This window comes from Variovorax sp. GW822-FHT04E09 (assembly GCF_058800845.1).
In genome coordinates this window covers 551,683-574,627 of record NZ_JBXAMR010000003.1, presented here as the reverse complement: position 1 = coordinate 574,627, position 22,945 = coordinate 551,683, and the positions used below count along the sequence as shown (strand labels likewise).

Genomic DNA, 22,945 nt, shown 5'->3' with positions numbered 1-22,945 from the left:
GCGCGCAGCGTAGCCGATTTGCATGGCGCTCCGGGAGTGCCAAGGGTCATAGGCCGTCCGTGTTTGAAGCCCGCGTTCGGTCGACGTACGCCGGTCTTCTTACAATCGCTGACGTCGTGCGTGCGCTGCGCAGACCGCCACCAAGACCTCGCCGCCGACCGAATGAAACGCTACTGGGAAATAGACGCCTTGCGCGGGCTGATGCTCGTGCTGATGACCGTCACCCACCTGCCCACGCGGCTGACCGATCCGCTGGGTCAGCCTTTCGGCTTCGTGTCGGCCGCCGAGGGCTTCGTGCTGCTGTCGGCCTTCGTGGCGGGGCTGGTCTACAGCCGCATCGGCCACGTGCGCGGCGTCGACTCGATGCGCCAGGCCTTCTGGCGACGCGTGCTCAAGGTCTACCTGTGCCAGGCGGCGATCCTGCTGTTTTTGTTCACCGTGATCGCCGCGCTCGGCGTGCACATCGACCAGCCGGCGGTCAAGAACCTCGTGTCGTACTACCTGGCCGAGCCGCGCGACGGCTTCCTGTTCGGGCTGCTGCTGATCTACGAGCCGCCGCTGCTGGACATCCTGCCGATGTACATCTTCTTCATGCTCATGAGCCCCTGGGTACTGGCCTTCGCCATGCGCCACGGCTGGACGCTCGTGATGGTGGCCAGCGCCACGGTCTGGGCGATGGCGCAGTTCGGGCTCAGCGAATGGGTCTACGGGCTGGCGGTGCGCTACCTCGGCGTGCCGGTGCCGTTCCACGAGATGGGCGCCTTCAACACCTACGCCTGGCAGTTTCTGTGGTTCGCGGGCCTGTGCCTGGGCGCCAGCCGCAACGCGCCCGAGGCCCGGCCGCTGCGCTTTCCGGCCTGGCTGCTCGTGCTGGCGGCAGGCATTGCGCTCTACGGCTTCTACTGGCGCCACACCGGCATCAACGGCCAGGCACCATTCGGCGGCGATGTGGAAATGAACCTGCTGTTCGACAAGTGGCAGCTCGGCCCGCTGCGGATCGTGAACCTGGTGGCGCTGGGCATCCTGGCGGTGCGCTTCGGGCCCTGGCTCATGCGCAAGATCCCGCGCCTGCACTGGCTCGAGGCCATGGGCTCGGCCTCGCTGCCGGTGTTCTGCGCGCACCTCGTGGCGGTGCTGCTGGTGCTGGCCTTCTACGGCGACAACCAGATGGCGCGGCCCTGGTGGGGCGACGGCCTGCTGCTGGCGGCGGTGTTCGCGGGGATGTACTTCGTGGCGCGCTTCACACGCGGCGCCGACGTGCCGCCGCCGGCGGACGATGTGCCTTCGGAGCCTGCGCCGGCGTGAAAGAACTCGCCCCCAGGCTTCGCGCACTTCGTGTCGCTTCTCCTACCCCCTACCGGGGGCGACACCTGCGGCCCGGCAAAGCCGGTTCCGCGGTGTCTCGCGAATGAATCGCGTCGGCTGTCGGCTCAGGGCTGTACCGCAGGCGGCATCGGAAGATGCGGCGCCACCACCGACTGCCACAGCCGGTAGCCCTCGTCCGTCAGGTGCAGCCGGTCGCCGCGGAACAGCTCGGGGCGCGGGCGGCCATCCGCGCCGAGCATCGGCGTGTGGATGTCGATGTACTCGCTGTTGGGCAGCAGGTTCAGGTAGGCCGAGATCACGTGGTTGGTCTCGCGGATCTGCGGCATGAGCTGCTCGCGCGACGGGCTGGGCTTGACCGAGATGAAGCTGATGCGCACATCGGGCAGCTCGGCGCGCACCGCGTTGGCAAAGCGCGCGAAGCTGTCGAGCACCTGCAGCGGCGTGCGGCCTTCGGCCAGGTCGTTGTCGCCCGCGTAGAGCACCACCTGCCGGGGCTTGTAGCGCACCACGAGGTCGCGCGCGAACAGGGCGCAGTCGGCCAGCGTCGAGCCGCCGAAGCCGCGGTTGACGATGCCGCCCGGCACGCGGGAAAAGTCCTGCGACAGGCGCGTCCACATGCGCACCGTGGAGCTGCCTACGAACACCACGCCGCCCGGCGCCGGAAAGCGCTCCTGGTCGGCACGCGCGAAGGCGGCCAGTTCGTTGTGCCAGCGGGCCTTGGCGGCGAGGTAGGCGGAGGTGGTGTCGGCGGCCGTGGCGCCGTCGGCTTCGTAGGGGAAGGCGGCGGCCGCGGTCTGGGCCTGGGCGGTGAAGGCGGCGGTTGCCAGCAGCAGGGCGGCGGTGGCCGCCAGCGCGGATTTCATCGAAGGCATCGGAAAGAGAACGGAAGCGGAGAAATTCAGGACAGGGTCAGAGCGTTTTTTCGATCAGCGGGCCATGGAACAGCACCGGCCCGGTCGGGCCGCCCGCGCTCGGCACGCCGCCCTTGGGCTCCAGGCTGATCGCCAGCGCCGGCACGCGCACATCGGATTCCGAGGCGGCCAGCCGCAGCGCCGGTGCATTGTCCAGCACGCCGAGCGAGCGCGGCGCGCCGCCGGGCGGCAGGGCCCACAGCTGCAGCGACTTGTCGGCGCCTTCGCGGAAGCTGCCCACGCGCTGCAGCACGAGCTGCTTCTTCTTCGGGTCGAAGGTCACGAGCATGGAGGCGGCAGCCTTGTCGTCGGACAGCACGGCCACGTACTGCACGGCGGGCGCGTTGACCAGCTGCTCGCGCAGGTTCAGGCCCACGCCCACGGCCAGCACGGCCACGAGCGCGCCGGCCGCGGCGGCGCCGCGCCACAGCGCAAGGCTGCGCAGCCAGCCGCCGGTCGATGCAGAGGCAATGGGCGCGGCGTTGTCGCGCTGCCGCTCGAGGGCCTGCTGCGCCTGCTCGGCGTCGATCAGGTTGCGGATGCGGGTCCAGACGGCCGGGTCGGGCGCGACGGGCTGCTGCAGCTCGGTCATGCCGGCCAGCCGGCCCTGCCAGACCAGCGCGGCGGCGCGCACGGGCGCCTGTTCGCGCGCCAGGGTTTCGAAGCGGCGGCGGGCGCCGCCGCGCAGCGTGCCCAGCGCATGGCTGGCGGCCAGCAGTTCGAGCAGTTCGGGGTGGGCAAGGAGGTTCATGGGGCGGGTCTCGTGATCAGGCGAAGCGGCCCATGCAGGTGCGCAGCTTCTCGAGCCCGCGCCGGATCCAGGTCTTCACGGTGCCCAGCGGCAGCTTGAGCTGTTCGGCCAGCTCGCCGTGGCTCATCTCGCGCAGGTAGGCCAGGCTGACCACCTCGCGCTGGCGGCCCTCGAGCTGGCTCAGGCACTGGTGCAGCGCCCAGGCCTGCTCGCTCGCATCGGCCATGTCGGCCGGGTTGGGCGTGTCGGATTCGAAGGTGTCGGCCATCAGCTCGTCGAACTCCTGCGTGAGCTGGGCGCGGTCGGCGGTGCGGCGGCGCAGCAGGTCGAGCGAGCGGCTGCGCACGATGAGCCCCAGCCAGGCCAGCGGCGGACTCAGCGAGGCGCGGTAGTCGCCGGCCACGCGCCAGATGGTGAGGAAGGACTCCTGCAGCACGTCTTCGGCCCACTCGCGCTGGCGCACCACCCGCATCGCCAGCCCCATGAGGCGGGGCGCGGTGCGGTCGTACAGCTGTCGCAGGGCGGCTTCGTCGCGATGGCCGATCCGGTCGATCAGCGCCATCAGTTCGGCGTCGGGGCTGGGTGCGGTCATCGGCGGATTGTGGGGCATCGGTGCGCATGTCCGAGGTACGGCCCGGCGGGGGCGGCGGATTCAGCGCGGTCCGCCTGAATCCATTGGCCGCCGGGCTGCGTACACGGGGCAGGGGGCGTCGAGATGCAGAACTCCAGACGGCGGCTCTTTCTCTTTCACCACCGATCAAACAGACACCGAGGAAACGACCATGCACATCCGCACCCTGACCGTCCTGGCTTCCACCACCGCAGCGGCGCTTGGCCTGGCCGCCTGTTCCGGCATGGGCGCCAAGCCCCTGCCGATGTTCTCGCAGGCCAGCCTGCCCGATGCCGTGAAGGTGCCCGCCGGCCACCGCGTGGCCATGGAAACCGTGGGCGCGGGCGACATCACCTACGAATGCCGTGCCAAGGCCAACACGCCGGGCGAGCACGAATGGGTCTTCGTCGGCCCCGACGCCAAACTGATGGACCGCGCCGGCAAGCAGGTCGGCAAGTACTACGGCCCGCCCGCCACCTGGGAGAACGCGGACGGCTCGAAGGTGACGGCCACGCAGGTGGCGGTGGCGCCGAACGGCACCGGCAACATTCCCCACCAATTGGTGAAGGCCAACCCCGCCACCGGCATGGGCGCCATGCAGGGCGTGAGCTACATCCAGCGCGTGGCCACGCAGGGCGGCGTGGCCCCCGCCGCCGCCTGCGGCGCCACGAACATGGGCCAGAAACAGGTCGTGAAGTACCAGGCCGACTACATCTTCTACCGCGCCAGCTGACGCGTTAAGCGCCCTCATCCCGCCGCCGTTTGGAAACATTCGGCAACGTATACTGCGCCGCAAAACGGAGCGGGACCGCGTGCGCGCGGGGGCGGGAATGAAGCAAATTGCGATCGTGATCGCGCTCTGCGTGGGCGCGTGGTTCTTCTTTGTCGGCGGCCGCAAGCTCGACGAGGCGATGGTGCGCGACTACTACCGGAAGGACGCCCACGCCGTGTACTCGCGCGACGCCGAGGCGATCTGCAAGCAACTCAGCCGCAAGGCGGTGATCGAGAGCAAGGTCACGGCCATGGGCCGCACCCTCGAGACCACCCAGAACCGCGACGAAGCCTGCGACACGGTGAAGGAAAACATCGAGCTGTTTCGCACCGTCGGCGACCGCATGGGCGGCATCCTCACCATCGAGTACGACTACCACATCGACAGCATCGAGGTGGCCACCGACCGCAAGAGCGCCACCGTCACGGGCACCAGCGTGCTGAAGATGGGCGAGTCGGTGCTGCAGTACAAGAGCAGTTTCACCCAGCGTCTGGAGCGCGAACTCGGCCAGATGCGCCTCGTGCATTCCAACGGCGTCACCGTGGTGCGCCTGGGCGGCGCGGGCGCGATGAGCCAGAGCGACTTCTTCCGCAAGTAGCCGCATCAGCACCCCAGGCCCCGCCATGATCGACCGCGACTCTCTGCCGCCGCCCCCGCCGTTCTGGCACCGCCTCAACAGCTTCTTCGCCTTTCCGCTCCAGCTGCGGCCGCTGGCCTACGGCCTTGTGCTGTCGTTCTGCAGCCTGCTGTTCGAGGCCGTGTTCTTCCTGCCCGATGCGTTGGCCTTCGTCGTCATCGAGGTCGGCATCATCCTGGCGGCCAGCCGCTACGGCTTCAAGGTCATTGCGCTGGGCGCGCGCGGCATCCGCGACTCGGCCGACTTCGGGCGCGAATCGAGCGACGAGTGGACCTACCTGCCGTGGAAGCTCTTCGCCATCTCGCTGGTGCAGACGATGCTCATCGGCTGGCTCGCGTGGTACGAGCCGGTGCTGGGCACGGTGGGGCTGTTCATCATGTCCTTCACCTTCCCGGCGGCGGTGATCGTGCTGGTGCAGTCGGGCAGCTTCTTCCAGGCCATGAACCCGGGCTACGTGATGGACGCGATGCGCACCATCGGCTGGCCTTATGCGCTGCTGTGCTTCTTCCTGTTTTTGCTGAGCACGGGCGCGCAGGTGGCGATCTCGATGGTGCTGCCGGTGTTCGACGGGCGCATCGTGCTGCCGATCGTCAACTTCGCGTTCATCTACTTCGGCTGGGTGATGGCGAGCCTCTTGGGCTACGTGATGTACCAGCACCACGACGCCTTCGGCATCGACCTCGTGCCCGGCGCGGGCGCCGACATCGGCGCGCCGGCCGACCGCCGCACGCCCGCGCAGATCGCCGCGCAGCGCACCGACGCCGAGGTGGCGCAGTGCATCACCGACGGCGACCTGGCCGCCGCATTGGGCATTGCCTACGAGGCGCAGCGCACCGCCGACGCCGACGACCTGGCCGCGCAGCGCCGCTACCACCGCGTGCTGGCGCTCATGCCCGAGAAGAAGGACACGCTGTTCGACCACGCGCGCCGCTTCATTCCGCTCTTGATGCGGCGCGACCTCGCGTCGGACGCGCTGAAGGTCTTCAAGGCCTGCCGCGCGATCGACAAGACCTTCGTGCTCGACGACCCGGCCATGGTCATCGCGATGGCCCGCGCCGAATGGCGCGGCGGTGACGCCCACGGCACGCTGGCGCTGCTGTCGGGCTTCGACAAGCGCTTCCGCGGCCACGCGGCGATCCCGCAGGCCTACGAACTCGCGGCCCGCGCGCTGGTGCAGGGGCTGGGCCGCACGGACATGGCGCAGCCGATCCTGACCACGCTCGAGGCCCGCTACCCCGAGAGCGAGCAGACGCAGGAAGTGCGCTGGCTGCTGCGGCCGGCGGCCTGAGAGGGGGCCGGCCCGCGGATCAGGGCAAAATTCCGCACGCCGCGCCGGCCGGACCTGCGGACCTGCCTCCCATGCCGCCCCTTTCGCCCGAACCGTCCCTTCCTGCTTCCTCTTCTTCTGCATCGCCGGCGCGTTCCCGCCGCCGCGCGCTGGTGGCCTGGGCGGGCGCCGTGGCGCTGGCGTTGCTGCTGATCGCCGTGGCCGGCCAGTGGGCCGCGCGGCGCGAGGCGAACTTCCAGGCCGACTCGATCCGCCGCGCCATGGAAGTGCACGTGCTCGGCCTGCGCGACGCCGCCGGCAAGTACGGCTACCTGCCGTTCACCGCCGGCATGCACCCCGACGTGCTGGCCGTGCTGGCCCACCCGCAGGACCCCGCCGCGCGGCAGCGCGCCAACCACCACATCGAGGAAGTGAACCGCCTCGCGGGCTCCGACGCGCTGTACCTCACCGACCCGCAGGGCCTCACGCTGGCGGCGAGCAACTGGGCCACGCCGCAGAGCTTCGTGGGCGAGTCGTACGCCAACCGGCCGTACTTTCTCGACGCGCGGGCCGGGCGGCGCGGCCTGTTCTACGGCGTGGGCCAGACCACGGGCGAGCCGGGGCTGTTCATGTCGGCGCCGGTGCGCGCCGAGGGCGGCGGCGAGGTGCTGGGCGTGGTCACCGTCAAGGTCAGCCTGCGCCAGCTGCACGACGCCTGGGCTTTCGTGCGCGATCCGATCCTGCTGACCGACGCGCGCGGCATCGTGTTCCTGAGCTCGGTGCCGGGCTGGATGTACCAGGCCACGCGGGCGCTGAGCCCCGCCGACCTAGCCGGCATCGAGCACGACCAGCAGTACGGCACGCGCACCCGCTTCGCGCCACTGCCCTGGCGCGTCGAGCACCTCGAGGGCGCGCCGGGCTACCTGGTGCGCACCACGGTCGGCGGCAAGGCGCGCCGTTTTCTTGCGGTGGACGAGCCCTTGCCCGACCTGGGCTGGACCCTGACGGTGATGGCCGACCACGCCGAAGTCACCCGCGCGCGCGAGCGCACCTGGATGCTCGGCCTGCTGGGCGCCGGCGTGCTGCTGCTGGGCGCGCTGTACTGGCGGCTGCGCGAGCGCCGCTTCGCCGAGCAGCGCGATGCGCGGCGCGACCTGGAGCTGCGCGTGCGCGAGCGCACCCACGAGCTGGACCAGGCCCACGCCTTCCGCAAGGCGATGGAAGACTCGCTGCTGGTCGGCATGCGTGCGCGCGACCTGCAGGGCCGCATCATCTACGTCAACCCGGCCTTCTGTGAGATGACCGGCTACGGCGCCGACGAGCTGCTGGGGCGGCTGCCGCCGTACCCCTACTGGCACCCCGACGACGTGACGCAGCACTGGTTCCACTACGAGGCCATGATGAGCGGGCAGCCCGCGCGCTCGGGCTTCGAGTCGCGCCTGCGGCACCGCGACGGGCACGAGGTCATCACCATGGTCTACACCGCGCGGCTCATCGACGCCGACGGCCGCCACAGCGGCTGGATGAGCTCGGTGGTCGACATCACCGAGCAGAAGCGCGCCGAGCTGCGCCAGCGCCAGAACGACGAGCAGCTGCAGCACGCGCAGCGCCTGGCCAGCCTGGGCGAGATGGCCTCCACGCTGGCGCACGAACTCAATCAGCCGCTGATGGCGTTGAGCAACTTCGCCAGCGCCGCCAAGACCTTCGCCGCGCAGGGCAACCAGCCGCTCTTGGCCAGCAGCCTCGACGAGACCGTGGCGCAGGCCAAACGCAGCGCCGAGATCGTGCGGCGCATCCGCGGCTTCGTGCGCCAGCGCACCGCCGGCACTGAAGACTGCGCCGTGGCCGCGCTGGTGACCAATGCGCTGGCGCTGCTGCAGGGCGAGATGCGCCAGCGGCAGGTGCGCGCCGAGGTGCGCATTCCGCCCGCGCTGCCGCCGGTGCGCGGCGACCGCGTGCTGCTCGAGCAGGTGCTGCTGAACCTGCTGTCCAACAGCCTGCAGGCGATGCAGCAGGGCACGCCGCCCGAGCGGCGCGTGGTCGAGGTCGAGGCCGAGCTGCGCGAAGGTCGCGTGCACATCCGCATCGCCGACCACGGCCCCGGCATCGACGCCGCGCTGGCCGAGCAGGTCTTCGCGCCCTTCTTCACCACCAAGGCCGGCGGCCTCGGGCTGGGCCTGAACATCTGCCGCACCATCGTGGAGGCCCACCGCGGCCGCTTGTCGTTCGCCGACCGGCCTGGCGGCGGCACGGTCTTCACCCTCGAACTGGAGGCTTCCCCGTGAACGCACCCCTGCTTGCCAACCACCTGTGCGTCGTCGACGACGACGAGGCCGTGCGCCGCTCCCTGGGCCTGCTGCTGCTGTCGCGCGGCCATGCGGTGCAGGCCTTTGCCTCGGGCGAGGCCTTCCTGGCCGGCGCAGACCTGCAGCGCCCGGGCTGCGCCATCCTCGACCTGCGCATGGAGGGCATGAGCGGCCTGCAGGTGTTCGACGCGCTGCGCGCGCAGGACAGCCCGCTGGTCGTGATCTTTCTGTCCGGGCACGGCGACATCCCGATGGCGGTCGAGGCGGTGCAGAACGGCGCCTTCGGCTGGCTGGAAAAGCCCTGCAACGACGAGCGCCTGCTCGACAGCATCGCCAAGGCGTTGCAGAAAGCCGAAGAGATCGCCGTGCGCCGCCAGGCCCGGCAGGCCGCGCAGGCGCTGTGGGCCAAGCTCACGCCGCGCGAGATGCAGGTCGCCCGGCTCGTGGCCGAAGGCCTGCCCAACAAGCGCATCGCGCAGGAACTGGCGCCGCTGGAGCTGCGCACGGTGGAAACGCACCGGGCGCACATGTTCGCGAAGCTGGGCTTTTCGAGCAGCCTGGAACTGGACCGCTTCCTGCGCGAGCACGGGCTGTAGGGGCCGTTCGGGGCGCGTGCCCAGGCCACCGGGTACTTCCCTCCGCGAATGTCCCCCGCCTTCGGCTCCTCCTTGATTTCGCTGCGGGAAGCACCCAGTGCCCTGGGCACGGGAAGCGGCGGCGGTGTGCGGCCGATCAACGACTGCACTGAACACGCTCACGCCGATGGGGTGCCTTGCGCAGCGAAATCAAGGAGGAGGGCGAAGCCCGGGGGACATTCGCGGAGCAAGGCGCCCCGTCGGCGGGAGCGTCGCCCTGAAGGCGCCCCAACCTCTGGCTAGAACTTAGGGTTTACCCCTGCGTACCGGTACGCAGTCCCGCGGCGGGGGCCCTACGGACGACAGCGCGCCCCTGGCGGACCAGACTCCCCGGCACGGCTTTCCGCGGGCTTCGCGGGGGCTGCAGCCAGAGACAAGGACCCCCCGCATGACCGCCATTGCCAGCAGCAGCACGAGCGCCGGCGCTTCCAGCCCGGACGCGACCCGCGACACCACCCCCTACACCTTCGAGGAAAAGCGCAAGCGCATCTTCGCCATCTTTGCCGCCTCGTCCGGCAACCTGGTGGAGTGGTTCGACTTCTACGTCTACGCCTTCTGCGCGATCTATTTCGCGCCCTCGTTCTTCCCCAAGTCGGACCCGACGGTCCAGCTGCTGAACACCGCCGGCGTGTTCGCCGCCGGCTTCCTGATGCGCCCGATCGGCGGCTGGCTGTTCGGCCGGCTGGCCGACCGCAAGGGCCGCAAGACGTCGATGGTGACCTCGGTCGTCATGATGTGCGTCGGCTCGCTGGTCATTGCCTGCCTGCCCACCTACGCGCAGATCGGCGCCTGGGCGCCCGCGCTGCTGCTGGCCGCGCGCCTGCTGCAGGGCCTGTCGGTGGGCGGCGAGTACGGCACCACCGCCACCTACATGAGCGAAGTGGCCATGCGCGGCCAGCGCGGCTTCTTCTCGTCGTTCCAGTACGTCACGCTGATCGGCGGCCAGCTGCTGGCCGTGGTGGCCGTGGTGGTGCTGCAGCAGTTGCTCACCGAGGCCGAGCTCAAGGCCTGGGGCTGGCGCATTCCCTTCGTGCTGGGCGCCCTGGCCGCCGTCGTGGCGCTGATGCTGCGCCGCACGCTGACCGAAACGGCCAGCACCAAGACCCGCGCCGCCAAGGGCGCCGGCAGCGTCGCCGAGCTGTTCAAGCACCACAAGCGCGCCTTCCTCGTGGTGCTGGGCTACACGGCCGGCGGCTCGCTGATCTTCTACACCTTCACCACCTACATGCAGAAGTACCTGGTGAACTCGGCCGGCATGTCGATCAAGACCGCCAGCAACGTGATGACGGCGTGCCTGTTCCTGTACATGTGCATGCAGCCGCTGTTCGGCGCGCTGTCGGACCGCATCGGCCGGCGCAGCAACATGCTGCTGTTCGGCGCCCTGGGCGCGCTGATGACGGTGCCCGTGCTGAGCAACCTGCAAAGCGTGAGCAGCCCGCTGATGGCCGGCGTGCTGATCACGCTGGCGCTGGCGGTGGTGAGCTTCTACACCTCGATCAGCGGCATCGTGAAGGCCGAGATGTTCCCGCCCGAAGTGCGCGCGCTGGGCGTGGGCCTGTCGTACGCCGTGGGCAACGCCATCTTCGGCGGCAGCGCCGAGTACGTGGCGCTGGGCCTGAAGTCGATCGGCCACGAGTCGTACTTCTACTGGTACGTGACGGCGATGATGGGCGTGGCCTTCCTGGTCAGCCTGCTGCTGCCGAAGCAGGCGACCTACCTGCACAACGACAAGTAAGCGCAGCGCCGCTGCATCAACGAACCCGGCCGCGTGCCGGGTTTTTTACGTGCGTTGCAACGCGCGCGTGACCATGTCGTTGGGCGCCAGCCGCAGCAGGTGCGGCAGCAGGCCCAGGGCGCGATCGCGTTCGCCCGCGTGCAGCAGCCCGTTGGCGCACACCGAGAGCGTGTCGGCCAGCTCGGGATGGTCGGGTGCGGTCTTCAGCAGGATGTGGCAGAGCTTGTCGGCATCGCCGAACTGGCGGATGCGCGCGAAGCGGCGCGCCAGCCGGGCCATGTCGTCGGGCTTCAGGCGCACGCCGGGTTTGGCCTGGTCGAGGTAGGTCGTGAAGCTGGCGTGCTGCAGCGCCAGGGTGTCGGCGTCGGTGGCGGGCAGGCGGAAGATGCGGCGCGCGGCCTGGTGGAAGTCGTCGCTCGCGGGCTGCAGGCGCGCGGTGTGGAACCAGGCGCGCAGCGTGTCGGTGTCGCCGGGGCGCAGGGCGGCGGCGGCGCGCCATTCGGCACACGCGGGCTCGAACTTCATGGCCGCCGACAGCTTGCGCGCGGCGGCCACGTGCTGCTCGAAGCGGTGGTCGTCGGTCACCATTTCCGACTTCACGGTCTCGGGCGTCTTCACGCGGCCCAGCCACATGGCGCCGGCCATCAGCGCCGCGCCCGTCAGCAGGCCGCCCAGGTGGGCCATGTAGGCGATGCCCTGGCCGCCGATCCAGTGCTGCACCAGCTCGTTGGCGATCCAGGCCGGCAGCAAGAGCAGGGCGGGGGCCGTGACGTAGTTGAAATAGAAGAACAGCTGGTAGAAAAAGCGGATGCGCCGCAGCCGGTACATCACGGCGTACATGCCCATCAGCGCCGAGATCGCGCCCGAGGCACCCAGCCCGTAGCCGCCCTTGCCCGCATAGGCCCAGCCGGCCAGCAGCGCGGAGCCCACGCCGCCCAGCAGGTAGAAGCTCAGGTAGGTGCCGCGCCCCAGCGCCAGCTCGACCGAGAAGCCGAACAGGAAGAGGAACAGCATGTTGCCCAGCAGGTGGCCCGTGCTGCCGTGCAGGAAAGTGGCGGTGAGCCAGGTCCAGGGCTTGAATTCGGCGTCCTTGCCGTAGTCCTGCGACCAGCGCGCGGTGAACGGCGCGGGCAGCATCGCCTCGTACTGGCGGCGGTCGCGCTGCCATTCGTCGAAGCGCGGGTTCGCGGGCGTCACGACCTGGTCGGCGCGCAGCTTCTTCAGGAAGGGCTGGTCGTTCTGCAGGCCTTCGAGCAGCTGCGGGTAGGCCTCTTCATGCGCCAGCATGCGGCGCGCCAGCTTGCCGCGCTTGGGGTCGGTTTTTTCGAGCCACTCGACGAAGGGCGGCAGCTCCAGCTCGGGCAGCACGCTCTGCACGTAGAACTGCGCGGCGCGCTCGCGGCCGTTGTCTTCGCTGCGCTGCGGCCCCCAGAACACGAGCATGTTCAGGAGGATCAGCAGCACCGTCATCCACGGCGGGTTGCGCCAGCTCGGCTTGTTTTCGAGCGGGATGGCGTAGAACATGAAGCGCGGCCCTCGGTGGCGTGGCCGCGGGCTTCAGCCCAGGCGCGCGCGGTGGCGGGCGACCTGTGCCTTCACCTGCACGGGCGCGGTGCCGCCCAGCACGTTGCGGGCGTTGAGCGAGCCGCGCAGGCTCAGCACGTCGTACACGTCCTTCTCGATGTTCGGGTTGAACTGCTGCAGCACGGCCAGCGGCAGCTCCGACAGGTCGACCTGGTGCGAGGTGGCGGCCTTCACGGCATGGGCCACGGTTTCGTGCGCGTCGCGGAAGGGCAGGCCCTTCTTCACGAGGTAGTCGGCCAGGTCGGTGGCGGTGGCGTAGCCGCGCAGCGCGGCGGCCTCCATGGCCTGCGGCTTCACGGTGATGCCGCCGATCATCTCGGCAAAGATGCGCAGGGTGTCCTTGAGCGTGTCGACGGTGTCGAACAGCGGCTCCTTGTCTTCCTGGTTGTCCTTGTTGTAGGCCAGCGGCTGGCCCTTCATGAGCGTGATGAGCGCCATCAGGTGGCCGACCACGCGGCCCGTCTTGCCGCGCGCCAGCTCGGGCACGTCGGGGTTCTTCTTCTGCGGCATGATCGACGAGCCGGTGGTGAAGCGGTCGGCGATGTTGATGAAGCCGAAGTTCTGGCTCATCCAGATGATGAGTTCTTCGCTCAGGCGGCTCACGTGCACCATGCACAGGCTGGCGGCGGCGGTGAACTCGATCGCGAAGTCGCGGTCGCTCACGGCGTCCAGGCTGTTCTGGCAGACGTTGTCCATCTTCAGGGTGCGCGCCACGAGCTCGCGGTCCAGCGGGTAGCTGGTGCCGGCCAGGGCGGCGGCGCCCAGCGGCAGGCGGTTGACGCGCTTGCGCACCTCGCCCATGCGCTCGGCGTCGCGGCTGAACATTTCCACGTAGGCCAGCATGTGGTGGCCGAAGCTCACGGGCTGGGCCACCTGCAGGTGGGTGAAGCCGGGCAGGATCACCTCGACGTTCTTCTCGGCGATGTCCACCAGCGCCTTCTGCAGCTCGACCAGCAGGTCGCCGATGAGGTCGATCTCGCCGCGCAGCCACAGGCGCACGTCGGTGGCGACCTGGTCGTTGCGGCTGCGGCCGGTGTGCAGGCGCTTGCCGGCGTCGCCCACGAGCTGGGTCAGGCGGGCCTCGATGTTCAGGTGCACGTCCTCGAGGTCGAGCTTCCATTCGAAGCTGCCGGCCTCGATCTCGCCGCGGATCTGCGTCATGCCGCGCTCGATGGCGGCGTGGTCCGTCACGCTGATGATGCCCTGGGCCGCGAGCATGCCGGCGTGCGCCAGCGAGCCCTCGATGTCGGCCTGCCACAGGCGCTTGTCGAAGAAGACGCTGGAGGTGTAGCGCTTCACCAGGTCGCTCATCGGTTCGGAGAACAGGGCCGACCAGGCTTCGGATTTCTTGTCGAGTTGGTTTTGGGTCATGGGAGCCGTCCAGGAAGGCAATAATGGGTTGGTCACCCGATGGATCTGATGTCTGCGATGCGCAACCCGGCGATTTTATCGGCCAGCTCCCCCTCCACGTCCGCGGCGTCGCCGGAACGCGCCCGCGCGCCCGTGCGCGGCGGCCCGGCGCTGTTCGACGCCTGCCAGATTGGCGTGGTGCTGCGCACCGTGGTGTTCGTCGAAGCGGTGGTGGCGGTGGCCACGCTGTTCGTGGTCGGCACCTTCGGCGAATGGCTGGTGCAGGCGGCCACGGTCACCGGCGGCGCGCTGCCCGCCACGCTGCTGTGGCTGGTGGCGGCCTGCGGGCTCAAGAAGCAATTGCGGCGCCTGCCGCCCCCGGGCCAGTACGCCGCCGGCGCCGTGCTGGGCGCCGTGGCGTCGCTGTACGGCTGCGGCCTGCTGCGCCTGACCGGCGTGATCGCCAGCGCCCCCTGGCTGGCCAGCGCGCTGGCCGGCGCGCTGTTCGCGGGGCTGGTGATGGCGGCGATGGTGCTGCGCGCGCGCGGCCAGACGCCGGCCGCCACTACGGCCCGGCTCGAAGAGCTGCAGTCGCGCATCCGCCCGCACTTTCTGTTCAACACGCTCAACAGCGCCATCGCGCTGGTGCGCGAGGAGCCCGCCAAGGCCGAGACCATGCTCGAAGACCTGGCCGAGCTGTTCCGCCAGGCGCTCACCGTGCCGGGCGAATCGGGCACGCTGGCCGACGAGATCGCACTGGCCGAGCGCTACCTGGCCATCGAGCAGGTGCGCTTCGGCGAGCGCCTGCGCATCCGCTGGGACCTCGATGCCGCCGCCAGCGACGCGCGCCTGCCGCCGCTGTTGCTGCAGCCGCTGGTCGAGAACGCCATCAAGCACGGCGTGGAGCCCAGCCCCGAGGGCGGCAAGCTGCGCATCCGCACCGAGCGGCGCGGTGGCATGGTCGTGATCGAGGTGGTCAACAGCCTGCCGCCGCTGCGCTGGGCCGACGAGCCGCTGCCGCGCGGCCACGGCATCGCCCTGGACAACGTGCGCGAGCGGCTGCGCCTCTTGCACGACATGCAGATGCAGTTCAGCGCCGGCATGGACCAGAAGAACTACCGCGTACGCATTGCCATCCCCGCCGAATCCTCATGAGCCTCAAGACCCTGATCGTTGACGACGAAGCCCTGGCCCGCTCGCGCCTGCGCACGCTGCTGCGCGACTGCACCTCGCCCGCCGCCGAGGTGACGGCCGAGGCTGCGCAGGGCGAAGAGGCGCTGGCCCACCTGGCCGCGATGGACCTCGACCTCGTGCTGCTCGACGTGCACATGCCCGGCGTCGACGGCATCGAGGTGGCGCGCGCGCTGCGCAGCCGGCCCGACGCGCCGGCCGTGGTGTTCGTGACGGCGCACGCCAGCCACGCGGTCACGGCCTTCGAGCTGGAGGCGGTCGACTACCTCACCAAGCCCGTGCGCGCCGAGCGGCTGCAGCAGGCGCTGCAGAAGGTCGAACGCTTCCTGAAGGAGCGCCGCGCCGCGCAGCCGGCCGCCGAGGCCACGCCCGAATGCGTGCTGATCCAGGACCGGGGCCGCGCCGAGCGCGTGCCGCTGTCCGAGGTGCTGTACCTCAAGTCCGAATACAAGTACCTCACGGTGCGCACCGCCACGCGCAGCCACATCCTCGATGGCTCGCTGAACGATTTCGAGGAGCGCTACCCGAACCGCTTCCTGCGCGTGCACCGCAATGCGCTGGTGGCGCGCTCGGCCATCCGCGCGCTCGAGCGCTACGACGACGGCGAGGACGCCGATGGCTGGGCGCTGCGGCTGGACTCGGTGCCCGAGCCCGTGGCGGTGTCGCGCCGCCAGCTGGCCGCCGTGCGCGAGATGCTGAAGGAATCGCGATGACCGACGACACCCCGGCCGGCCCGAAGCCGGCGCCTGAACGGCCGGTGGCTGCGGATGAGCCGCCGCCTGCGCCTGCACCGGTGCCGGCGCCGCCGGTCGACCCCGTCGAGCCCGCAGCGCCGGTCGAGCCGAGCGCGACCGCCGAAGAGGCGACCTCCGCCCTGCGCAGGCGCTTCGTGCTGCACATGCCGGTCGACGTGCGCAGCGCCTCGCTCGTGGTGCTGGCCGTGCTCGCCAGCGTCTTCGCGCTGCGATGGGGCCAGGCCGTGTTCGTGCCGCTCATGCTGAGCCTGTTGCTGAACTACGCGCTGTCGCCGCTGGTCGAGCGCCTGCACCGCTGGTACGTGCCGCGCTGGATCGGCGCGGCGGCGATCCTGCTGGGCCTGTTCGGCGGGCTCGGGTGGACGGGCTATTCGCTCTCGGGCAGCGCCTCGCAGCTGCTCGACTCGCTGCCGGTCGCTGCGCAAAAACTCGGCCAGGCCATGCGCCGCGACAAGAACGCCAGCGCCACCCCGCTGGACAGCGTGCAGCAGGCCGCCGCGCAGCTGGAGAAAGCGGCCGAGGAAAACTCCGCGCGCGTCGCCTCGCGCAAGGGCGTGGCGCGCGTCGTGATCGAACGGCCGGGCTTCAACGTGCGCGACTACCTGCTCAGCGGCACGGTCGGCCTGCTCAACGCCATGGGTCAGCTCACGCTGGTGGCCTTCCTCACCTACTTCGCGCTGTGCTCGGGCGACACCTTCCGGCGCAAGCTCATCAAGATCACCGGGCCCAGCCTGCAGAAGAAGAAGGTCACGGTGCACGTGCTGGACGACATCACGCGCAACATCGAACGCTACCTGCTGGTGCAGATCCTGGTGAGCGGGCTGGTGGGGCTGACCACCGGCCTGGCGTTCTGGCTGCTCGGCGTGGAGAACGCGGCCGTGTGGGGAATCATCGCGGCCGTGACCAACCTCATTCCCTACATCGGCTCGGTGATCGTGCTGGTGGCGGCGGGGCTTATGGCCTTCCTGCAGTTCAGCAGCATCGAGATGGCGCTGCTGGTGGGCGGCGTGTCGCTGGCCATCCACACGGTGGTCGGCAACCTGCTGATGCCCTGGCTCACCAGCCGCACCAGCCGCATGAACCCGGTGGCGGTGTTCGTGGGCGTGATCTTCTGGGGCTGGCTGTGGGGCATCTGGGGTCTGCTGCTGGGCATCCCGATCACCATGGTCATCAAGTCGATCTGCGACCGGGTGGAAGACCTGCAGCCGATCGGCGAACTGCTCGGCGAATGAACCGGCCCTTCAAACCCTTCAGGAGGGTGCCTCGTCCGATGCTGTAAATTATTGCGAATCAATTCGCAATAATTAAATGCCCGACGTTTCATCCGCTTCCTTGCCACCCGGGGCCGGCGCCCCGGCCCGGTTGCTCTCCATCGACGCGCTGCGCGGCCTAGTGATCCTGTTCATGCTGCTGGACCACGTGCGCGAGACCTTCTACCTGCACCACCAGGTGCCCGACCCGATGCTCGTGGCGCAGACGCCGCCGGCGCTGTTCTTCGGCCGCCTGCTGGCGCACCTGTGCGCGCCGGTGTTCGTGTTCCTGGCCGGGCTGTCGGCCTTTCTCTACGGCGCGAAGCAGGCGGACGGCCGCGCTGCGGCGTCCTCGTTCCTGTGGAAGCGGGGCCTGTTCCTCGTGCTGCTGGAGGTCACGGTCGTCAACTTTGCCTGGACCTTCCAGTTCCCGCCGGCCACCGTGTTCCTGCAGGTGATCTGGGTGATCGGGCTGTCGATGCTGGCGTTGTCGGCGCTGGTGTGGCTGCCGCGCCGGGCGCTGGTCGTGTTGGGCGTGGTGCTGGTGGCGGGGCACAACCTGCTCGACGGCGTGCACTTTCCCGTGGGCCATGTGCTGCACGTGCCCTGGGCTGTGCTGCACGACCGGGGCTGGATCGAGGTGTCCGAGGCCCTGAGGCTGCGCACGTCGTACCCGCTGCTGCCGTGGATCGGCGTGATCGCGCTGGGCTACGTCGCCGGGCCGTGGTTCCTGCCCGGCGCCGATGCACCGCAGCGCCAGCGGCGGCTGCTCGCGTGGGCTGTGGGCCTGCTCGTTGGCTTCGTGGCGCTGCGCGCACTCAATGCCTACGGCGACAAGCCCTGGGCAGCAGGCGACAGCGCGCTGACGACCGTGATGGCCTTCCTCAACGTCACGAAGTACCCGCCGTCCTTGCTGTTCATCGCGCTGACGCTCGGCGCGGGGCTGTGGCTGCTGCGCCTGTTCGAGCGCCGGCAGGGCGCGGCCTGGCTCGCACCACTGGCCGTGTTCGGCGCGGCGCCCATGTTCTTCTACGTGCTGCACCTGTACGTGCTCAAGTTCCTCTACCTGGGGGCCGAGGCGGTCTGGGGCCCCAACCAGGGCCGCTTGTTCGGCTTCGACGCCGTCTGGATGGTGTGGCTGGTCACCGGGGTGCTGGCCTTCGCGCTGTACCCCGCCGTGCGCGCCTTCGCGGCCCTGAAGGCGCGACGTCGCGACATCGCGTGGCTCAAGTACCTGTGAGCGGCTGGCGATGAGACGGTTCTGCGGCGCGGCCCTCGCCATGCTGGGCACGTCCGCCCTCGCGGCCGAAGGTGGCGGCTTCGTCGAGGACACGCGCTGGCGCGTGCTCCAGCGCAGCGTGTACGAGCACCGTAGCTACCTGCACGGCGATCGCAGCAACGGCGGGCGCAATGCCTCGCTGCCCCGGGCGCGGCGCAGCGATCACGCGCAGGAGTGGGGCTACGGCGTCATGGGCACCCTCGCGTCCGGCTTCACGCCGGGCTGGATCGGCTTCGGCGTGGACGCGCATGCCTCGCTCGCGCGCAGCCTCGACGGCGACGATCTGCGCGTCGGCAAGATCCGCATGCTGCCGGTGGACGGCGCGGGCTACGCGCAGCACGGCATCGCGCGCGGCGGCGTGGCGCTGAAGGCGCGCATCTCCGCCACCGTGCTGACGGTGGGTGAGCAACGCGTCAAGACGCCGGTCTTCAGCGCGTCCGATTCCCGCCTGCTGCCCGAGACCATGCGCGGCTGGCTGCTGACGAGCCGCGAGTTCGACACGCTCACGCTGCAGGCCGGCCGCTTCACCGGGTCGACCGACCGCCATGCGCGCGGCACGAACCACCCGTTGATCGTCAATTACCTCGACCCGAAGTCACCGCGCGGCGACGTGTTCGACTTTGCCGGCGGCACCTGGAAGGGCAGCGCTTCGCTGTCGCTCACGGCCTACGTCGCACGCCTGGAGGACACCTGGCGCACGGGCTACCTGGGCGCCCACTACACGGTGCCGCTCCCGGAGAAGCGTGCGCTGTCCTTCGACCTGCAGGTGTACCGCAGCAAGGACACGGGCCGCGCGCTGGCCGGCCCGGTGGACAACACCACCGCGAGCCTCATGACCAGCTACACCCACGGCCCCCACCGCGTGGGCCTGGGCTGGCAGAAGGTCGCGGGCGACACGCCGTTCGACTACGTGACGCGCGGCGCTGTCTGGCTCGGCAATGCGGCGCAGCTGTCCGACTTCAACGCGCCGCATGAGCGGTCGTGGCAGCTGCGGTACGAAGTGGATGCCGCGCGTTGGGGAGCGCCCGGGTTGAGCCTGGGCGCCGCCTACATCCGCGGCAGTGGCATCGACGGCAGCCGGGTCCCGCCGCGCGGAGGCTACGCATGGCTGGGCTACGGGCAGGGCGGCCGGCACTGGGAGCGCGACCTGTGGCTGCGCTACACGGTCCAGCAAGGCAGCGCCAAGGGCCTGGCCTTCCTGCTGCGCTACGGCGAGCACCGCAACAACAAGGCGCAGGCCGAACTCAACACGCGCCAGATCCGCGTCGCGCTGGAGTACCCGATCGGCAACGACTGAGCGGGCGGCGCTGTCAGGGGGCCGTGACGGGCAGCTTCTTCACGAAGGTCGCGGCGGGGTCGAGCGGCTGGCCGTCGCGCGTGCGCAGGTCGATCGGCGCTACCGGCTCACCGTTCTCGCGCTCCAGCAGCACCGAATGCGGCTCGCCGGGCGCGAACAGGTTCGCCTCGCCCCAGTGCCGCAGGCCGACCACCACGGGAAACAGGCCGCGGCCCTTGGCCGTCAGCGCGTACTCCTGGTAGAGCGAGCCGTCCGAGGCCGGCACGAGGTCGAACACGCCTTCCTGCACCAGCCACTTCAGCCGGTCGGCCAGGATGTTCTTGGCCACGCCCAGGCTCTGCTGGAACTCGCCGAAGCGCCGCATGCCGTCGAAGGCGTCGCGCACGATCAGCAGCGACCACTGGTCGCCGACGATCTCGAGCGCGCGCGCCATCGGGCAGGCGTCGAACCTCAGACTTTTTCTCCTGGCCATCGTGTGTTTCCTGTGCGTCCCTGGGATGGCGGGATTAGACCGTAGCGTTGGATTGGTTGCAAATTAAAACTGATGCGGCTAGCATCCATATGGTTTTAATTTGAAACCTGAAATGACCATGACCGTCCCAGTAAGCATTCCCTCCGGCGGCGACGCCGTGCCCGGCCTGCGCGCCAGCCCCGTGCGCGTGGCCGTCGTGCAGTTCGACCCGCAGGTCGGCGTCGAGAACCTCGCGCGCAACGCCGCCGCCGTGCGCGCACAGCTCGAAGCGGCGGTGGCCGGCGGCGCGCAGCTCATCGTGCTGCCCGAACTGGCGACCACCGGCTACTGCTTCAACGGCCGCACCGAGGCCTTCGCCCATGCCGAGCCCGTGCCGCACGGCCCCACCGTGCAGGGCTGGATCGCGTTCGCGGCGCAGCACGGCGTGTACCTCGTCGGCTGCCTGGCCGAGCAGGACGGCATGCAGCTGTTCGACACCGCCGTGCTCGTCGGCCCCGAGGGCTACATCGGCCGCTACCGCAAGACCCACCTGTGGAACAACGAGAAGCTGTGGTTCACGCCCGGCAACGAGGGCTACCCGGTGTTCGAGACGAAGATCGGCCGCATCGGCCTGCTCGTGTGCTGGGACATCTGGTTTCCCGAGGCGCCGCGCATCGTGGCGCAGCAGGGCGCCGACATCATTTGCGTGCCCACGGGCTGGGTCTGGACGCCGCCGCCGCTGTACGACGCCAGCGGCGTGTGCATGGCGGCCTACCTGACGATGACGGCCGCGCACGCCAACAACGTCTTCATCGCCACCGCCGACCGCGTGGGCCGCGAGCGCGGCACGGGCTTCATGGGCAACTCGCTGATCGCGGGCACCAACGGCTGGCCGATGGGGCGCATCGCGGGGCCCGAGGAAGAGACCATCCTCTACGCCGACGTCGACCTGGGCGCTGCGCGTTCGGCGCCGATCTGGACGCCGCTCAACGACCTGCACCGCGACCGGCGAACCGATCTGTACGACGCGATGCTGGGCTACCGCGGGGCGGCACTGCCGCGCTGAGCCGCGCGAAGCGCACGATCATCCACGGCCCGAGCAACGCCCCGAGCCCGACCGAGCTCCACGCCGCCACCCACGCGTACGTGCTGCCGAGGCCGAACCGCGCCTGCCCCCAGTCGAGCGCCAGCCCGAACACCCACGGGCTGAGCGCGCCCGCGCCGAAGCCCATCACCGAGCGCACCGAGAACGCCACGCCGAGCCGGTGCGGCGCCACCACGTCGGCCAGCGCGGTCGAGTAGACCGACGAATCGGCGATGGCCAGCAGGTTGTACAGCGCCGCCATCGCGGCCAGCGCCCACAGCGGCCAGGTCCACATCCAGCCGAAAGTGAACGACAGGCTCAGGCTCGCGAGGGTGGCGATCATCATCACGCGCGCGCGGCCCAGCCGGTCGGAGGCGGCGCCGCCCACCACGCTGCCGAACACGCTCACGAGGTGCGCGAACGCCGCCAGCGCGATGCCCGCGGCCGGCCATGCGGTCGCGCCGCCACGGGACGAGGCCATGAGGTAGGCGGGCAGCCAGGCCCACAGTGCCATCAGCTCCCAGCAGTGGAAGGCGTAGGCCCAGTTGCCGGCCATCGCGGGCCGGTCGCGCACGGTCGCGTTCAGTGCCTGCAGCACGCCTTCGCGCGGCGCACCGGCGACCCGTGGCGCAGGCGGTGCCATGCGCCGCAGCGCGAGCTGGGCCAGCAGCACGCCCATCACGGTGCAGCCCGCCGCCACCAGCAGCCCGGTGCGCCAGTGCGCCACCACGCTGAACCCCGCTACCACCGCGAGCGACAGCGCATAGCCCATCGACGCCGCGCCGAGGAACAGGCCCATCGCACGCCCGCGCACCGCCGGCCCGGCGTTGAGCGACAGCAGCTGCAGCCCCGGCGTGTACGAGGCGCCCGCACACAGGCCCGCCAGGCCGTACAGCAGCAGGGCTGAGCGGTGGTCGTGCGCGAAGAGGGCGAAGGCCAGCGAGGCGGCCGCGCCGATCGCGCCACCGACCGCGAAGATGCGGTGCGGGCCGAAGCGGTCGGCCAGCAGGCCCACGGCGAACAGCGAGCTCATGTAGCCCACGTGCCAGGCGCTCTGGATGGAACCGGCCTGCGCGGCCGTCATCTGCCAGTCGTCCCGCATGAACGGCAGCACGCCCGAATAGGCCGTGACGATCATCCCCTGCAGCAGCCGGCTCGCGCACAGCAGCGCCAGCCATCCGCGCCGCGGCGCCGCCGGGGTGGGGTCAGCGCAGTGCACGCTGCATCAGCACGGTGTCGACCCACTGGCCGAACTTGAAGCCGACGTGGCGCAGCACGCCGACCGTCTCGAAGCCCAGGCGCGCGTGCAGCCGCTGCGAGCCCGCGTTGCCGCTGTGGCCGATGCACGCGACCATCTGCGTGAAGCCCGCCTCGGTGCAGCGGTGGATCACCGCCTGCAGCAGCGCCGTGCCGATGCCGTGGCCATGCATGTCGGCTGCGACGTAGATCGAGTCTTCCACCGTGTGCCGGTAGGCCGAGCGCGCGCGATAGGGGCCGGCGTAGGCGTAGCCGGCCACCTCGCCATCCTTCAGCGCCACGAGGTACGGCAGGCCGCGTTCCTGCACGTCGATGCGGCGCGCCTGCATCTGCGCGACGGGGGGCACTTCTTCTTCGAACGAGCACAGGTCGTGCAGCACGTAGTGGCTGTAGATGGCCTGCACGCGGGCCATGTGGTGGGGCTCGGCATCGGCGATGTCGAGCGCGGTGGAAGCAACGGAAGAGGAGGACATGCCTCGATCTTGACGAGGCCGAAT

21 protein-coding genes are annotated in these 22,945 nt (G+C 70.2%); 13 read left to right on the top strand and 8 right to left on the bottom strand.

The annotated features are described in order from the left end of the window. Positions 1-162 precede the first annotated feature (162 nt). Positions 163-1,305, top strand: coding sequence for an OpgC domain-containing protein (gene opgC / locus AC1RL8_RS14910; RefSeq protein ID WP_062474337.1), 1,143 nt, complete (start codon positions 163-165; stop codon positions 1,303-1,305). Between the two features lie 125 nt (positions 1,306-1,430). Here the strand turns inward: opgC and AC1RL8_RS14905 are convergent, their stop codons facing one another. From AC1RL8_RS14905 to AC1RL8_RS14895, 3 genes are read right to left on the bottom strand one after another with little or no spacing between them, the layout of a single operon-like run. Further along, the gene (locus AC1RL8_RS14905) at positions 1,431-2,189 is read right to left on the bottom strand and encodes an SGNH/GDSL hydrolase family protein (RefSeq protein WP_492684658.1); all 759 of its coding nucleotides are present in this window, start codon (positions 2,187-2,189) and stop codon (positions 1,431-1,433) included. Between the two features lie 46 nt (positions 2,190-2,235). Then, positions 2,236-2,988: an anti-sigma factor gene (locus AC1RL8_RS14900; RefSeq protein ID WP_139702398.1), complete on the bottom strand. Its 753-nt coding sequence runs from the start codon at positions 2,986-2,988 to the stop codon at positions 2,236-2,238. Positions 2,989-3,004: 16 nt separating this feature from the next. Next, positions 3,005-3,580, bottom strand: coding sequence for an RNA polymerase sigma factor (locus AC1RL8_RS14895; RefSeq protein ID WP_235944176.1), 576 nt, complete (start codon positions 3,578-3,580; stop codon positions 3,005-3,007). Positions 3,581-3,770: 190 nt separating this feature from the next. Here AC1RL8_RS14895 and AC1RL8_RS14890 point away from each other — a divergent pair, with 190 nt between their 5' ends. The 6 genes from AC1RL8_RS14890 (at position 3,771) to AC1RL8_RS14865 (ending at position 10,950) form a co-directional block, all read left to right on the top strand. Next, positions 3,771-4,331 (top strand): DUF3455 domain-containing protein, encoded by a 561-nt coding sequence (locus tag AC1RL8_RS14890; protein WP_492684657.1) that lies wholly within the window; start codon positions 3,771-3,773, stop codon positions 4,329-4,331. A 97-nt stretch (positions 4,332-4,428) separates the two neighbouring features. Continuing rightward, entirely contained in the window at positions 4,429-4,968 is a 540-nt protein-coding gene (locus AC1RL8_RS14885) for a hypothetical protein (protein WP_070062213.1), read from the top strand. Between the two features lie 25 nt (positions 4,969-4,993). Then, entirely contained in the window at positions 4,994-6,295 is a 1,302-nt protein-coding gene (locus tag AC1RL8_RS14880) for a hypothetical protein (RefSeq protein WP_492684656.1), read from the top strand. Positions 6,296-6,366: 71 nt separating this feature from the next. Then, the gene (locus AC1RL8_RS14875) at positions 6,367-8,559 is read left to right on the top strand and encodes an ATP-binding protein (protein ID WP_492684655.1); all 2,193 of its coding nucleotides are present in this window, start codon (positions 6,367-6,369) and stop codon (positions 8,557-8,559) included. Then, positions 8,556-9,176 carry a response regulator transcription factor gene (locus AC1RL8_RS14870; protein ID WP_056572153.1) on the top strand — a complete coding sequence of 207 codons (621 nt, stop codon included), beginning with the start codon at positions 8,556-8,558 and terminating at the stop codon, positions 9,174-9,176. The genes AC1RL8_RS14875 and AC1RL8_RS14870 overlap by 4 nt, the downstream gene beginning before the upstream one ends. A gap of 427 nt (positions 9,177-9,603) precedes the next feature. After that, a complete protein-coding gene (locus AC1RL8_RS14865; RefSeq protein ID WP_070062216.1) occupies positions 9,604-10,950 on the top strand; it encodes an MFS family transporter in 1,347 nt (448 codons plus the stop codon). Between the two features lie 45 nt (positions 10,951-10,995). Here AC1RL8_RS14865 and AC1RL8_RS14860 read toward each other — a convergent pair whose 3' ends face one another. Further along, positions 10,996-12,474 carry a rhomboid family intramembrane serine protease gene (locus AC1RL8_RS14860; RefSeq protein WP_492684654.1) on the bottom strand — a complete coding sequence of 493 codons (1,479 nt, stop codon included), beginning with the start codon at positions 12,472-12,474 and terminating at the stop codon, positions 10,996-10,998. 33 nt (positions 12,475-12,507) lie between these two features. Beyond that, entirely contained in the window at positions 12,508-13,905 is a 1,398-nt protein-coding gene (gene argH / locus AC1RL8_RS14855) for an argininosuccinate lyase (protein ID WP_492684653.1), read from the bottom strand. A gap of 57 nt (positions 13,906-13,962) precedes the next feature. Here argH and AC1RL8_RS14850 point away from each other — a divergent pair, with 57 nt between their 5' ends. The 5 genes from AC1RL8_RS14850 (at position 13,963) to AC1RL8_RS14830 (ending at position 19,656) form a co-directional block, all read left to right on the top strand. After that, positions 13,963-15,039 carry a sensor histidine kinase gene (locus tag AC1RL8_RS14850; protein WP_492684874.1) on the top strand — a complete coding sequence of 359 codons (1,077 nt, stop codon included), beginning with the start codon at positions 13,963-13,965 and terminating at the stop codon, positions 15,037-15,039. Then, a complete protein-coding gene (locus AC1RL8_RS14845) occupies positions 15,036-15,788 on the top strand; it encodes a LytR/AlgR family response regulator transcription factor (RefSeq protein ID WP_070062219.1) in 753 nt (250 codons plus the stop codon). The genes AC1RL8_RS14850 and AC1RL8_RS14845 overlap by 4 nt, the downstream gene beginning before the upstream one ends. Then, positions 15,785-17,062 carry an AI-2E family transporter gene (locus tag AC1RL8_RS14840; RefSeq protein ID WP_492684652.1) on the top strand — a complete coding sequence of 426 codons (1,278 nt, stop codon included), beginning with the start codon at positions 15,785-15,787 and terminating at the stop codon, positions 17,060-17,062. The genes AC1RL8_RS14845 and AC1RL8_RS14840 overlap by 4 nt, the downstream gene beginning before the upstream one ends. A 76-nt stretch (positions 17,063-17,138) precedes the next feature. Beyond that, on the top strand, positions 17,139-18,320 hold the full coding sequence (locus AC1RL8_RS14835) for an acetyltransferase domain-containing protein (protein WP_492684651.1): 1,182 nt from the start codon (positions 17,139-17,141) through the stop codon (positions 18,318-18,320). Between the two features lie 10 nt (positions 18,321-18,330). Continuing rightward, on the top strand, positions 18,331-19,656 hold the full coding sequence (locus AC1RL8_RS14830) for an OprD family outer membrane porin (protein ID WP_493196559.1): 1,326 nt from the start codon (positions 18,331-18,333) through the stop codon (positions 19,654-19,656). A 13-nt stretch (positions 19,657-19,669) separates the two neighbouring features. On the opposite strand, the gene AC1RL8_RS14825 is transcribed toward AC1RL8_RS14830, so the two are convergent. Continuing rightward, positions 19,670-20,128, bottom strand: a complete 459-nt coding sequence (locus tag AC1RL8_RS14825) for a winged helix-turn-helix transcriptional regulator (RefSeq protein ID WP_095746483.1) — start codon at positions 20,126-20,128, stop codon at positions 19,670-19,672. A 118-nt stretch (positions 20,129-20,246) separates the two neighbouring features. Here AC1RL8_RS14825 and AC1RL8_RS14820 point away from each other — a divergent pair, with 118 nt between their 5' ends. After that, positions 20,247-21,173, top strand: a complete 927-nt coding sequence (locus AC1RL8_RS14820; protein ID WP_492684649.1) for a nitrilase family protein — start codon at positions 20,247-20,249, stop codon at positions 21,171-21,173. On the opposite strand, the gene AC1RL8_RS14815 is transcribed toward AC1RL8_RS14820, so the two are convergent. Continuing rightward, positions 21,094-22,410, bottom strand: coding sequence for an MFS transporter (locus AC1RL8_RS14815; protein WP_492684648.1), 1,317 nt, complete (start codon positions 22,408-22,410; stop codon positions 21,094-21,096). The genes AC1RL8_RS14820 and AC1RL8_RS14815 overlap by 80 nt on opposite strands. Continuing rightward, positions 22,397-22,921, bottom strand: coding sequence for a GNAT family N-acetyltransferase (locus AC1RL8_RS14810; RefSeq protein WP_492684647.1), 525 nt, complete (start codon positions 22,919-22,921; stop codon positions 22,397-22,399). Before AC1RL8_RS14810 ends, AC1RL8_RS14815 begins: the two co-directional genes overlap by 14 nt. Positions 22,922-22,945: the final 24 nt, after the last annotated feature.